Source organism: Arthrobacter sp. SPG23 (assembly GCF_000876655.1).
In the GTDB taxonomy this organism is placed as follows: Bacteria; Actinomycetota; Actinomycetes; order Actinomycetales; family Micrococcaceae; genus Arthrobacter.
In genome coordinates this window covers 11,841-25,480 of record NZ_JYCN01000022.1, presented here as the reverse complement: position 1 = coordinate 25,480, position 13,640 = coordinate 11,841, and the positions used below count along the sequence as shown (strand labels likewise).

General features: G+C 67.2%; 8 protein-coding genes. 6 read left to right on the top strand and 2 right to left on the bottom strand.

Features of this window, described 5'->3' with window-relative positions; translation table 11 throughout:
* Nucleotides 1–54 precede the first annotated feature (54 nt).
* A complete protein-coding gene (locus TV39_RS14295) occupies nucleotides 55–831 on the bottom strand; it encodes a 3'-5' exonuclease (RefSeq protein ID WP_235347399.1) in 777 nt (258 codons plus the stop codon).
* A gap of 102 nt (nucleotides 832–933) precedes the next feature.
* On the opposite strand from TV39_RS14295, the gene TV39_RS14290 reads away from it, so the two are divergent.
* Genes TV39_RS14290 through TV39_RS14280 form a run of 3 tightly spaced genes read left to right on the top strand, consistent with a single transcriptional unit; the run spans nucleotide 934 to nucleotide 8,305 of the window.
* Nucleotides 934–1,350: an MGMT family protein gene (locus TV39_RS14290; protein ID WP_043482714.1), complete on the top strand. Its 417-nt coding sequence runs from the start codon at nucleotides 934–936 to the stop codon at nucleotides 1,348–1,350.
* Nucleotides 1,347–4,757 (top strand): ATP-dependent DNA helicase, encoded by a 3,411-nt coding sequence (locus TV39_RS14285; protein ID WP_043482713.1) that lies wholly within the window; start codon nucleotides 1,347–1,349, stop codon nucleotides 4,755–4,757. Before TV39_RS14290 ends, TV39_RS14285 begins: the two co-directional genes overlap by 4 nt.
* Nucleotides 4,754–8,305, top strand: a complete 3,552-nt coding sequence (locus TV39_RS14280; protein ID WP_043482712.1) for an ATP-dependent helicase — start codon at nucleotides 4,754–4,756, stop codon at nucleotides 8,303–8,305. Before TV39_RS14285 ends, TV39_RS14280 begins: the two co-directional genes overlap by 4 nt.
* Here the strand turns inward: TV39_RS14280 and TV39_RS14275 are convergent.
* Nucleotides 8,277–9,500: a macrolide 2'-phosphotransferase gene (locus TV39_RS14275; protein ID WP_043482709.1), complete on the bottom strand. Its 1,224-nt coding sequence runs from the start codon at nucleotides 9,498–9,500 to the stop codon at nucleotides 8,277–8,279. The genes TV39_RS14280 and TV39_RS14275 overlap by 29 nt on opposite strands.
* Before the next feature lie 263 nt (nucleotides 9,501–9,763).
* On the opposite strand from TV39_RS14275, the gene nudC reads away from it, so the two are divergent.
* The 3 genes from nudC to TV39_RS14260 all read left to right on the top strand — a co-directional run bounded on the left by nudC (nucleotide 9,764) and on the right by TV39_RS14260 (nucleotide 13,625).
* Nucleotides 9,764–10,741: an NAD(+) diphosphatase gene (gene nudC / locus TV39_RS14270; protein ID WP_235347398.1), complete on the top strand. Its 978-nt coding sequence runs from the start codon at nucleotides 9,764–9,766 to the stop codon at nucleotides 10,739–10,741.
* A 68-nt stretch (nucleotides 10,742–10,809) separates the two neighbouring features.
* Nucleotides 10,810–12,984 carry an ATP-dependent DNA helicase UvrD2 gene (locus TV39_RS14265; RefSeq protein WP_442853500.1) on the top strand — a complete coding sequence of 725 codons (2,175 nt, stop codon included), beginning with the start codon at nucleotides 10,810–10,812 and terminating at the stop codon, nucleotides 12,982–12,984.
* Nucleotides 12,984–13,625 carry a M48 metallopeptidase family protein gene (locus TV39_RS14260; protein ID WP_043482706.1) on the top strand — a complete coding sequence of 214 codons (642 nt, stop codon included), beginning with the start codon at nucleotides 12,984–12,986 and terminating at the stop codon, nucleotides 13,623–13,625. The genes TV39_RS14265 and TV39_RS14260 overlap by 1 nt, the downstream gene beginning before the upstream one ends.
* Nucleotides 13,626–13,640 lie beyond the last annotated feature (15 nt).

The following is a 13,640-nucleotide window of genomic DNA, read 5'->3' as shown; positions in this document are numbered from 1 at the left end:
TGATCCTTATCCCAGAGTGCGGGCCTCCCCCCGGGGCCCGGTGCGGGGCGGCGGCTAGAAATCGCCCCTGCTGGCGTCTTCCGGGGGGAGGACGGGCCACTCGCCTTCAATCACGGCGGCGGGCTTGGTCTTGCGCAGATAGGTCTGGAAGTCCGCGGCCTGGCGGGCCGCCCATCCGACCTGCAGTTGGTGGAGCTGGCCGGCAGCCATGCGCAGCTTGGGAAACTTGCCCGCCATGGCATCCAGCATCCGGAGCGTCGCCAAAGCGTCCGCGGCGGAGGTGTGGGCATTATCAAGGTTAACGTTGTATTCCTCGCACAGCGCGGTCAGTGTCCTCTTGCCCTTGCGGTACCGGTCCACCTGCTTGTTCATGATGTAGGGATCCAGCACGGGAAAGCGCTCCAGCTGCGGTATCCCGTAGCGGGCTGACTCGGCAGCCAGCACCGTGAAGTCATAGCTCGCGTTGAATGCAATGACCGGGACGCCGTCGTCGAACAACCCCTGCAGCACGGAGGCCAGTTCCCGGGTCACTTCTGCGGCCGGACGGCCCTCTTGACGGGCTTTTTCGGTGGTGACGCCGTGGACTTCGCTGGCTTCGGCGGGGATCTCGATTCCAGGATCCGCGAGCCACTCGTGCTCCTTGATGACAGTTCCATCGGCATCCACCACCGTGACCGACGCCGTAACGATCCGGGCGGCGCGCGAGTTGCGGCCGGTGGTCTCCAAGTCGAACGCAGCACGTGGCCGCGTGTCCCACGTGCCGGAAGCGGTGACGGTGCTGCCGACGATGCTGCCGACGGTGCTGGTGGTGCTGGTGTTCCTGCTGCTCATGATTCAAAACTACCTGCTGCCACCGACAGTTTTGTGCCAGGCCGTGGCGTGTTTGTGCCAGGCCGTGGCGTGCCGCCGCACGGGAACCGCTACGCTGGGTTCATGCGCACGGAGTATGTCGAGGCGGTGCTGTCCGTAGTCCAACTCGTCCCTCCGGGATCAGCAGTGGCCTACGGCGATATTGCTGAGCTCCTCGGTTCCGGCGGTGCGAGGCAGGTGGGGTCCGTGATGAGCCACCACGGCAGTTCAGTTCCCTGGTGGCGCGTGTTGAGGGCCACCGGGGAAGCACCCCAGGGGCTGGCAAGCGAAGCCCTGACTTTCTACCTCCAGGAAGACACTCCGCTCCTTGGCCGCTACCTGGACTTCCTCCGGACCGGCGAAGGACGGTGGCGCGTTGACCTGGCCGAGGCGCGCTGGGCCCCGGTAGACGGTGACTTTGACCTCATTGACCTGATTGCCGAGCGGCTGGAGCGGCGGCTCCATAAAATGTCCGCCCCCAATGATGAAATGACTGTGTGACACTTACCAGCGATTCCCCGGAGGTTCAGTCCGGGCAGCTAACGGTTGCCAGGCCTGCCGGAACGGCCGCCGGCCTGAGACTCCTCCCTCCACGCCAGGTCCACAGCATCGTTCCGGTGCTGACACCGGACCAGCAGGCGGCCGTGGACGTTCCGCACGGCTCCGGCCCGGTGCTGGTTCCGGGTGCTCCGGGAACAGGAAAGTCCACCGTGCTCATCGAAGCGGCAGTGCGCCGGGCAGAGCGCGACGGCCTTGATCCGGAAAGAATGCTCGTGCTGGCTCCGAGCCGCCTCGCTGCCGACACCCTGCGGGACCGCTTCACGGCCCGGCTTAACCGGAGCCTCAGCACTACGCCGGCACGCACCTGGGCATCGTACGCTTTTGACTTGATCCGGCGCGCCAAGGCGGAAGGCATCCTCCCGTTGCCGCGGCCGCCGCGGCTTCTGTCCGGACCCGAGCAGGACCTCATCATCAAGGAACTGCTCGAGGGCCATGCCCTGCCTGGTCTTGAGCTGCCGTGGCCGGAAGACCTCGGTGCCGCCCTGGAGACCCGTGGTTTCCGCCAGGAGGTACGCCAGCTCTTTGACCGGATCATCGAATCCGGCCGGACGCCCGCCGATTTGGTGGCTTTGGCCCGGCAGTGCAACCGTCCGGACTGGATCGCTGCCGCCGCGCTGTACGCCGAATACCGCGACGTACTGGACCTTCGGATGCCGGAGGCATTCGACCCCGCGGGAATCATCACTGCGGCCCGCCAAATCTTCCAGGATGCCCCCGAATTCCTGGCCGCCGAACGGGAACGCCTTCAGCTGATCCTGGTGGACGACATCCAGGAAGCCAACCCGGCCGTGTTCGAACTGTTGGCGGATATCGCGTCAGGCAAGGATGTCTATGTGGCATCCTCGCCGGACACCGTCGTCCAGGGGTTCCGCGGTGCCCGGCCCGACCTCACGGCCGAGTTGCCGCACCTGCTGGCTCCTGCAGATGCGAGCGGACGCGCCCCCCGGGACGCTGCCGTCCCGGTTGCGGTCCTGGAGCGCCCGCTCTGGTACACCCACCGCCACACGCCTGCAGTCGCCAAGGCCTGGCTTTCGGTGGCGGGACGGATCTCCCAGCGGGCAGGCAGCCAGTCCGCGCGCAGGCTGGAGGGCGTCGGGCCGGAGGCCAACGGCCCCGACGCGGGCGCGGTTCCGGCAGGCGGCGGTGTTGAGGGCCACGTCCTTCCGTCGCCGGTCCAGGAACTGCGTTATGTGGCGCAGCGGATTTTGGATGCACACCTGAACCACGGTCGCGAGCTGGGCGACATCGCGGTGATCGTGCGGAACGGCGGGCAACTGAACCAGCTGCAGCGCCACCTGGCCGGCCACGGCATTCCCGTCCGGGTTCCTGTGGCGGAATCCGCCGTCCGGGACGAAGTGGCAGTCAGGCCCCTTCTTGATGCCTATGCCGTGGCGCTGGATCCCGCCGCGCTGACCCCTGAAGCGGCAGTGGCACTGCTGACCTCCCGGATCGGCGGAGCAACCTCCATTGAGCTGCGCCGGCTGCGCCAGACATTGCGCCGCGAGGAGATCCTCGGCGGCGGCGGACGCACCAGCGATGCGTTGCTGGTCGAGTCGCTGCTGGAGCCGGGCGCCCTGGCCACCACCGGTATCGAAGGCCGTTCTGCCAGGCGTGTGGCGCGCATGATCGAGGCCGGGCGGGCGGCGGCGCGGGCACCGGGAGGAAACGCGGAGACAGTGCTGTGGGCGCTGTGGAACTCAACAGGTCTTGCCGCACGCTGGACTGACGCCGCATTGGCCGGTGGCGCGGCGGGGGCCAGGGCAGACCGGGACCTGGACGCCATGATGGCCCTCTTCCATACCGCCGAGCGCTATGTGGACCAGTTGCCGGGCTCGGGCCCGGACCAGTTCCTTGAGTACCTGCTCAGCCAGGAACTGCCCATGGACACCCTGGCGGCCCGCGCGCAGCTGGAAGATGCAGTGGAACTTATGACGCCGGCAAGTGCCGCCGGACGTGAATGGCCCGTCGTCATCATCGCTGGCCTCCAGGAAGGAGTGTGGCCCAACACCAGGCTCCGGGGGGAGCTCCTGGGCAGCACGCTCTTCGCCGATGCCGTGGAGCACGGGGTGGAGCACGCCCTGCAACTCGGGCCGATCAGCAGGTTGCGGGAAATCCGGTACGACGAACTCCGCAGTTTCTCCACGGCGGTTTCCCGGGCCCGTGAGGTGTTGATCTGCACCGCCGTTTCATCGGAGGACGAACAGCCGTCCTCTTTCCTCGACTATGTCGCGCCGCTTCATCCCGGGCAGGACCGGCGTACGTTCACCCCTGTGGAACGGCCCATGACCCTCCGTGCCCTCGTGGCCGAGCTTCGGCAGCATGCGCAACTGGACGGGGGGTCCGCCGCTGAATCCGTCGAAGCGGCAAGGGTCCTAGCCGGCCTGGCCGCAGCCGAACCGCCCGTCCCCGGTGCCCATCCCGATTCCTGGTGGGGGCTCGCGCCGCTCTCTTCCGGAGAACGGATCGTTCCGCCCGGAGGAACAGTGTTCGTCTCGCCGTCCAAGGTGGAATCCGTCCAGAAATCGCCGCTGGACTGGTTCATCCAGGCTGCCGGCGGTGAAGCAGCCACCGACTTCGCCAGGAGCCTGGGAACGCTGGTCCACGCCATCGCGCAGGATCTCCCGGACGCTTCCGGCGCGGAATACCTTGCGGAACTGGTCCGGCGGTGGCCGGCCCTCGGCATGAAGGACAACTGGGAAGGCAAACTGGATTTCCAGCGCGCCGAAAGCATGGTCCGGAAGCTCGCACAGTACATCCTGGTCATGCGCAGCGAAGGCCGGAGCCTTGTCGGCGTAGAGCGGGACTTCGAAGTGAAACTGCCTGACATCGTGGACATCCCGCAGCCGGAAACCTTGGTACCGGCGGCAACTGATGCTGAGCCCGAGGTCAGGTCCGCGGTACTCCGCGGACAGGTGGACCGGCTGGAGATCGATTCCGAAGGACGCCTGGTGATCGTGGACCTCAAAACCGGCAAACGCCAGCCGTCCAAGGCAGACCTGGCCCGCCACCCCCAGCTGGGTGCCTACCAGGCCGCGGTACTGGCCGGAGGGTTTACGGAACCCGGCACAGCGGATGGCGACATCCGGCCGGGCGTTGTTCAGCCCGGCGGTGCCGTGCTGGCCCAGCTTGGCACGAGCAACAAGAGCCCCGGCATCCAGGTCCAGGAGCCGCTGGAGGGCTCCGATAACAACTGGGCGCTCGACATGGTGAATGACGCCGCCCGGCTCATGTCCGGCAGTGCTTTCGAGGCGCGCCACGATCCGGCAAAATCGGGTCACGGCGGCCATGGCTGCCGGCTGCCGGAGGTTTGTCCCCTTTGTCCGCGCGGAAAGCAGGTTACTGAATGACCACGCCCCCCGACGTCCCGGCCCCGCGGTTTTCCCCGGAAGAGCTGACTGCCATGCTGGGCGAACGCAACAACCCCACCGCAGAGCAGTCCGCCATTATTTCCTCGCCGCTCACTCCGCGGCTGGTCATTGCCGGTGCCGGATCCGGCAAGACCGCCACTATGGCGGACCGTGTGGTGTGGCTCGTTGCCAACGGCTGGGTCCGGCCGGAAGAAGTCCTGGGCGTTACGTTCACGCGCAAAGCAGCCGGTGAACTGGCCAGCCGGATCCGGTCCAAGTTGTCGGCGCTTCAACGGATCGCGGCGGAGGACTCCGAACACAGGATTTTCCCCGCAGGCCTGCTCAGCGAGGATGCCCTGGAACCCAAGGTTTCCACGTATCACTCCTACGCCAGCGGCATTGTGTCCGACTACGGGCTCCGGCTCGGCGTCGAACGTGATGTTGTCCTGTTAGGCGGAGCGCAGGCCTGGCAGCTGGCGAGCGAAGTTGTTGAGGCCTTCGACGGCGAATACGAACACTTCCGTGCTGCCAAATCGACTCTGGTGAAGGCCGTCATCCAGCTCGCGGGCGAATGTGCTGAACACCTCCGTGATCCGGCCGAGGTGCAGGAATGGCTAATGGAGCGGGTGGCGGAATTTCAAGCCCTGCCCTACGTGGCCGGAGCCAAAAAGAACCCGACGCAGGCTGCCGGCGAACTCGGGGCCATGCTGCGCACCAGGGCCAGCGTTGCCGAAATGGTGGGCAGGTATGCGGACGCGAAGCGGGTCCGCGGCGCGCTGGACTTCGGCGACCTGGTGGCGCTTGCCGCGCGGGTAGCCAGCGAGATTCCGCTGGCCGCCGAGGTGGAACGCCAGCGCTTCAAAGTGGTGCTGCTCGACGAATTCCAGGACACCTCGCACGCCCAGTTGGTGCTCTTTTCCAGGCTCTTCGGCGGCGGCCATGCCGTGACGGCGGTGGGCGACCCCAACCAGTCGATCTATGGGTTCCGCGGGGCTTCCGCCGGCCAGCTCTTCCATTTCGTCCGGGAATTTCCGGTCCAGGTCGGCGGCTCGTTTGCGGTCGCGCCAACCTCTTACCTGACAACCGCGTGGCGCAACGGGCGCAACATCCTTTCCGCGGCAAACGTCATTTCGGCGCCCCTCAGCGCCGCCGCGATGCACGCCGGTCCGGCGGGGGAGCGGGAGTCCGCGGATTCCGTGGAGGTCCCGCCGCTGCGGCCGAGTCCGGCTGCAGCCGACGGGAAGGTCGTCATCGGGCGCTTTGCAACGGACGAAGACGAGGCCAGGGCCATCGCGGCGGATGTCCTGCGGTACCGCGTCACGGACTTCGAGGAACCCGCCGGCGCCGACCGCGTACCTCCTGCCATGGCGGTCCTATGCCGCCGCCGTGCACAGATGGAATGCATCCGGCGTGAGTTTGAGCTGCGCGGGATCCCCTACGAAATCGTGGGCCTCGGAGGACTCCTGGATACCCCGGAGATCGTGGACCTGGTCGCCACGCTGCGGGTACTCGCGGATCCGGGACGTTCGGATTCCCTCATGCGGCTCCTCGCCGGAGCACGATGGCGCATAGGCCCGGCCGACCTCATGGCGTTCCGGGACTGGTCATCTTTCCTGGCCCGCCGCCGAGGGCACCCGGGCAAGGAAGGGGATGAGGCTGACGATCCGGACGCTGCGGTCATCGAGAGCGACATCACCGATTCCGCCAGCCTGGTGGAAGCCCTGGACTGGCTGCCCCGGGAGGGATGGACCTCGGCCCACGGCCGGACGCTGAGCCGCGACGCCCTGGACCGGCTGGATGCCCTCTCGGCTGAACTCCGGCAGCTCAGGGGGTTTATGGGCGATGACCTCACCACTCTGCTGGGCGAAGTGGAACGGGCCATGCTACTGGATATCGAAGTGGCGGCCCGTCCCGGCATCAGCATCCACCAGGCGCGGCGAAACCTGGACGCATTCCACGATGCCGCGGCCGGATTCCTCCACACCTCGCACCGGGTTGACGTCCTGGCGTTCCTGGCCTGGCTGGAAGCCGCGGCAACGGAGGAGGGCGGGCTGGACGTCGCTGCCCCGGACGTCAATCATGAAGCGGTGCAGCTGCTGACAGTGCATGCTTCAAAAGGCCTGGAGTGGGATGTTGTCTTCGTCCCCGGCCTGAACGCGGGAGCGTTTCCCAGCAGCCGGGATTCGCGCTGGAGCAGCGGAAGCGCTGCCCTGCCCTGGCCCTTGCGGGGAGACCGTGCCGACCTGCCCCAGTGGGACACGGACCAGCCGGATCAAAAAGGCTGGCTGGACGCCGAAAAAGACTTCAAAGCCGACGTCCAGGCGCACGGCGAAGCCGAAGAGCGCAGGCTGGCCTATGTGGCGTACACCCGGGCCAAATTCGTGCTGTGGGTTTCGAGTGCGGCCTGGGTCGGTTCCCGGGCCGGAATGGCGGAGATGTCTCCGTTCCTCTCGGAGCTGGCACCTCTTGCAGGTGTCGGGGCAGGCGACGGTGAAGCCGCCGCAGCGGAGGAGCAGGCCCGGGGGCCGGCGGAAGCGGCCGCCGGACGCGCCGCCGTCGTGCATCCCGCATCGGTGGAGGAGCCGGCGCTGCCTGCCGAAAGTCCGTTGACACAGGACCTCGAAGTGGCCCTGTGGCCGTATGATCCGCTGGAAGGGCCTGCCGATCCGCGGACAGGTGTCAGGCTCAGGCTGGTTCCGGGGCGCCGTGCAGCGATGGAAACGGCAGCACGACGGGTCCGCGAGGCCATGTCCACGGACCCGGCAAGTGATGCCCCGGCAGATCCAGCTGCGGGCGAGGGGCCCCGGCAGCTCCGGGGCGTCGCCGCCAACTGGGCGCAGGAAGCTGAGCTGTTGCTGGAGCGCCGATTCCGCAGGGCCGCGGTACAGGACGTCCACCTGCCCGGCCACATTTCCGCTTCGACGTTCGTGGATCTGGGCGACGACCCCGAATCGGTGCTGGCGCGGCTGCGGCGGCCGGTTCCCCGGGAACCAGGCATGTCCGCCCGCAAAGGCACGGCCTTCCATGCCTGGGTGGAAGAATACTTCGGCAAAGCAGGCATGCTGGAGCTGGATGAGGCACCCGGTTCGGACAACCACATTGACGAGGCGTACGGGCTGGACTCCATGGTGGAGACCTTCAGGAATTCGGAATGGGCGCACCGGGCGCCTGCCCACGTGGAGGTTCCGGTGGAAACGCGCATCGGTGACGTTGTGGTGCGCGGCCGGATCGATGCCGTGTTCAGGGACACCGACGGCGGCTGGGACCTCGTGGACTGGAAGACAGGCCGCCGCCCCGCCGCGGGACAGCTGAAGGTGAAGGCCGTCCAGCTGGCCGTCTACCGTCTTGCCTGGGCACGGCTCAAGGGCGTTCCGCTGGACAGTGTCCGGGCAGCCTTCTACTACGTGGGCGAAAACCAGGTGGTCCGCCCCCATGATCTTGGTACGGCGGAACAGCTCGAAGACATCGTGACAGCCGCCCTCGGCGGAACCACCGCCCTGGCAAAAGCAACAGCTTCCGCTAGTGGGACTTCGCGTCCACAATCTTGAGGGCTGCGGTGGACGTGTCATCGGCTGCAGGCGGGGCCGGGGGAAAGGTTTCCCCTGCTCCGCCGGCCGCCTGGCCCGCTTCGCTGACGTTTGCTGCCGGAGCGGAGGCATCAGATCCGGCGGCCTTTTCGGCGGCCTGATCAGCCGGCTGTTCAACCGGGATGGGCGTCACGTGCACCGAGGGCATGGCGGCCGCACTGGACGGCTCGTCCAGCGGCACGGGTTCAACGTGGACGGCCGGGACGGACTGCGGCAAAGGTTCCACGCTGATAGGCTGTCCGCCGTGCTCAGTGATGTCCTCGGCCAGCGATGCCAGCATTTCTTCGGCTTCGCCGATCATGGACTGGTCTCCGGCAGCCAGCCCCTTGACCAGGTACTGGGCCAGCGCGAACTCGGCTGAGAGCGCGGCGCGGCGCAGCAGGTGGGCGTCGGGTGCATCCCTGCGGCTCGACGTGTAGTGACGCAACACGGCGTCCACGAAGCCCTGTTCATTGGAAGCGACCAGCCAGGCCATGTCGTCGGCGGGATCGCCAATGCGCAAGTCGGTCCACCCGGTCACAGCCGTCACGCGCTGGCCGTCAACCAGGATGTTGTCCTCGTGCAGGTCGCCATGGACCACGCAGGGATTGAAGCGCCACAGGGACACGTCCTCCAGAGCATGTTCCCAGCGGCGCAGCAGCACGGGAGGGATCTTCCCCGTGGTCGCGGCCTGGTCGAGTTCATTGAGCCTGCGCTGCCTGAACTCGTTGGGTGTGTAGCTGGGGAGGTCGGCGTTGCTGACCAAAGTCCGCGGCAGGTCATGGATCGCAGCCAGCGCCGCGCCCACCTCCCGAGCGAGGCCTTCCGGTCCTGCAGTCAGCTCTTCGACGCTGCGGGTGGTGCCCGCCAGATGCGAGTACACAAAGGTGCTGAGTGCTCCCTGCCGCACGGTGCCGGCCACCGTGGGCATCAGAAAGGGCAGTTCGGCCCTGATTCCCGGGGCAAACGCGCGGAGGACCATGAACTCCGTTTCCAGCCGGGCGCTGGCCTCCGCGTGGCGCGGCGAACGTACCCGCCACTGCTTCCCCTCGGAGTCCAGGAGAAGGGCCGAATCGAAGTCCGCCGGATCGTCGGGGGCGGAACTCACGGCGGTGGGCGTCAGTCCGGGGACTGCCGCGGTTGCTACAGCTGCCAGTTCGATCGGTTTTCTTCTCACCCATCCACGGTAGATTGACTGGCGCCCAACATGGCGATGTACTACGGCGAGTCTCCAGATCGTGACGATTTCCCTTGCCGAAGCAGCACCGGGATCGCTTCCCCGCGCGGCTGTAGCGGCCGGAGCAAATGTCAATTGTCAGCCGGAGTCAGTACGGTGGGTACATGAGTCTTGCGGAGTCCCCGGCATCCAAAAACCAGTTAACAGAAAATGCGTCCCGGGGCGGTACGCCGCCGTTGACGCGGCTTCCGGCGAACCACCTCATGGATACAGTCCTCCCGGTCCGTCCTGCCCTCATTGACAGGGGATCGGGCGCCAGGATGAAACCGGGCATGGTTGACTCCGTGGTCAGCTCAGGACGGGCGCTGGCCATGGTCCTCTCGCACCGCCAGGCTTTGGTCCGCGGCGACAGCCTCCTGTTGACGGACGCCGCCGTGCTCGCGCAGAGCCTGGCCGAGGCCGGATCGCCGCCGTCGATGACCATCTACCTCGGTTCCACCCTCGCCGGTTCGCACCTGGACGAAGGTACGGAAATCGTCCTTTTTGTCCTGCCGGAGCCGTTTGAGGTCAGGGCGGAACAGTTTGAACGCGGGATCGCCGGGATACCGCCGGACGCCGTGTGGACGGGGTTCCGGGAAGTGGCTGCCCGCCTGGATCCCACCGACACCGCACTGTTCATCGAAGCGAGTGCCATCGCCAACTGGCATGCAACGCACGTTCACTGCCCGCGGTGCGGCGCGGCGACGCTCGTGGAAGCCGGGGGGTGGGTCCGGCGGTGTCCTGCCGACAATTCCGAACACTACCCGCGCACGGATCCTGCCATCATTGTGACGGTGGTCGGCCCGGATGACCGGCTCCTGCTGGGCGGCGGCGGACCCCTCGATGCGAAGAACTATTCCACCCTGGCCGGATTCGTGGAGCCGGGCGAGTCCCTCGAGCAGGCGGTGGTCCGTGAAATCCAGGAGGAAGTGGGTGTCCGGATCACGGCCGCACAGTACCTTGGTTCGCAGTCCTGGCCCTTTCCCGCCTCCCTGATGCTGGGGTTCACGGCCAGGACGCCGGACACCGAGGCAACGCCCGACGGCGTGGAGGTCACCCGGGCGCGCTGGTTCAGCCGCGCTGAACTCCAGGCCGCTGTGCTGAGCGGGGAGATCGTCATTTCCAGCCGGCTGTCCATTGCCCGTTCCCTGATTGAGCACTGGTACGGCGGCGTTATCCAGGACCGCCCCGCGGACGAATGACTCCACTGCACAAAGCCCCGCCGACTGACACCACCGATCCACCGAGCACCAAGTGACATGAGCAACAAGTGACAACTGACAATTTTGAACGAACCGGCGACGTCGCGTCCCCCGAGGCCGCCCCGCTGGACAGCCGGTCCCTGGAAGACCGCATTCTCGGCGGATTGGACGACGAACAGCGCGAGGTAGCGAGCACGCTGAACGGACCCCTGTGCGTGCTCGCGGGCGCAGGCACCGGCAAGACCCGTGCCATCACCCACCGGATTGCCTATGGCGTGCACTCGGGCGTCTACAGCCCGCAGCGGCTGTTGGCCGTGACCTTCACCGCGCGGGCGGCCGCGGAAATGCGGAGCAGGCTCCGCGACCTGGGGGTCGGCAACGTCCAGGCGAGGACGTTCCACGCCGCCGCGCTGAGGCAGCTGCAATTTTTCTGGCCGCAGGCCGTTGGCGGCGCGCTGCCGAATCTCCTCGACCACAAGGCGCAGATGATCGCCGAAGCTGCCCGCCGCCTGCGGCTCAGCACGGACCGCGCCTCCATCCGGGATCTCGCCTCGGAGATCGAGTGGGCCAAGGTGTCCATGCTGACGCCGGCGAACTACCTGGAGAATGCGCAGGACCGCGGCAACCCCGGCGGGTTCGACCTGACAGCCGTGGCGCGGGTGTTCCAGTCGTACGAGGACGTCAAGACGGACCGCAATGTCATCGACTTTGAGGACGTACTGCTGATCACTGTCGGGATCCTGCAGGAGGACCCGAAGGTGGCAGCCACTGTCCGCGAGCAGTACCGCCACTTCGTGGTGGATGAATACCAGGACGTCTCGCCGTTGCAGCAACGGCTCCTGGAACTCTGGCTGGGAGGACGTGACGAGCTGTGCGTCGTGGGTGATGCCAGCCAGACCATCTACTCGTTTACCGGCGCCTCACCCAAACACCTGCTCGGTTTCAAGGCCATGTACCCCGGCGCCAATGTGGTCAAGCTGATCCGGGACTACCGCTCCACGCCCCAGGTGGTCAAGCTAGCCAATGACCTGCTCGCGGGGCGGCGCAGCGGCGGCCCGGTGGCGGATGCCGCCTGGGCGGCGCCGCTCAAACTGGTCGCACAACGGCAGCCCGGACCGCCCCCGCAGTTCACCGAGTGCGCGGACGACGAAGCCGAGGCCGCCACCGTTGCGATCAAGATCCGCGAACTGCTCGACGCCGGCACGCCGGCAAGCGAGATCGCCGTACTGTTCCGCACCAACGGGCAGTCCGAGGCCTATGAACAGGCTTTGGCTTCCGCCGGAATCGGCTATCAGCTGCGCGGCGGAGAGCGGTTCTTCGCCCGCAAGGAAGTCCGGGACGCCATCCTGCAGCTCAGGGCTGCCACCCGGGCGGCTGCGGAGACCGCGGAGCCCGAGCCCCTGGGCCAGCTGGTCCGGGACATCGTGGCATCCCTGGGCTACACGGAGTCCGCCCCGCACAACGGCGGAGCCCTGCGGGAACGCTGGGAATCGCTGGCCGCGCTGGTTGCACTGGCGGATGAGCTGGTGGTGAGCCGCGGCCCGCAATTCAGCCTCTCGGATTTTGTCAACGAACTGCAGGAACGTTCCCTTGCCCAGCATGCCCCCACCGTGCAAGGGGTGACTCTGGCGTCACTGCACGCCGCCAAGGGGCTCGAATGGGATGCCGTCTTCCTCGTGGGGCTCTGCGAAGGACTCATGCCGATTTCATTCGCCGACTCCCCGGAGGATGTGGACGAAGAGCGCCGGCTGCTCTATGTGGGCATCACCCGGGCGCGCGAGCATCTGTCGCTGTCCTGGTCGTTGGCCCGGACCCCCGGCGGTAGGGCCAACCGGAAACCGTCCCGCTTCCTGGACGGCCTTCGGCCGGACTCAGTGGCCAGTTCGACGGCGCGCGGCAAGGGCCCCGCCCCGCGGCGGAAGGCGGCAGCACCTGCCATGTGCCGGGTCTGCGGGAGCATGCTGTCCACCGGCGCGGAACGCAAAGTGGGCCGCTGCAGCCAGTGCCCGCCCAGCTATGAGGAACAGACCTTCGACGCGCTGCGCCAGTGGCGGAAGGACGTGGCCCTTGCCGCCGACGTTCCGGCGTTCGTGGTCTTTACCGATGCGACGCTGACGGCGATTGCGGAGGCGCGGCCGGCGTCCCTCGAAGAATTGTCCCAGCTGGCGGGAATCGGTCCCTCGAAGCTGGAGAAGTATGGCGAAGCCGTGCTGGGAGTCCTAACAGAAAGCGGCAGCGCCTGATGGCCGGGCGCGCGCAGCCTGGAGCGGTTCCCTTGACCACATCCGACGGCGCCCCGGTGGTGGTCCGCCGCTCCGCCCGCCGTCGCCGGACCGTGGCCGCGTTCTGGGAGAACGGCACGGCCGTGGTGGCCATCCCGGCGCATTTCAGCAAGGCACAGGAAAGCGAATGGGTCCACCGGATGCTGGAGAAACTCCGGCTGCAGGGAGTCCGGCGGTCGCGCGGGGCAGGACAACGCAGGCCGGCCACGGACGCGGCTCTGGCCGCGCACGCAACCGAACTGTCGGCCAAGTACCTGGGAGGCCGTTCCGTGCCGACGTCCGTGCGCTGGGTCAGCAACCAGAACTCCCGCTGGGGTTCGGCCACACCCGCGGACGGAACCATCCGGCTTTCGGACAAGCTGCGGCCCATGCCGCAATGGGTGATCGACTACGTGCTGCTGCACGAACTGGCGCATCTGCTCGTCGCCGGACACAACGCCGCCTTTTGGCGCCTCCTGGAGGCCTACCCCGAAACCCAGCGGGCGAAGGCGTTCCTTGAGGGCGTAGCGTTCGCCACGTCCCGTGGAATGGCACCGGACGTTGACGGAGAAAGCACAGGCACTGACGGAACCAGCGTTCCGTCAGTGCCCGGAGCCAACTGACCGCACAGCCGGCAG

Excerpts from the sequence above, each read along its gene's own strand:
- TV39_RS14280 (WP_043482712.1), top strand. The coding sequence starts at position 4,754 with ATGACCACGCCCCCCGACGTCCCGGCCCCGCGGTTTTCCCCGGAAGAG.
- nudC (WP_235347398.1), top strand. The coding sequence starts at position 9,764 with ATGGATACAGTCCTCCCGGTCCGTCCTGCCCTCATTGACAGGGGATCG.
- TV39_RS14290 (WP_043482714.1), top strand. The coding sequence starts at position 934 with ATGCGCACGGAGTATGTCGAGGCGGTGCTGTCCGTAGTCCAACTCGTC.
- TV39_RS14260 (WP_043482706.1), top strand. The coding sequence starts at position 12,984 with ATGGCCGGGCGCGCGCAGCCTGGAGCGGTTCCCTTGACCACATCCGAC.
- TV39_RS14295 (WP_235347399.1), bottom strand. The coding sequence starts at position 831 with ATGAGCAGCAGGAACACCAGCACCACCAGCACCGTCGGCAGCATCGTC.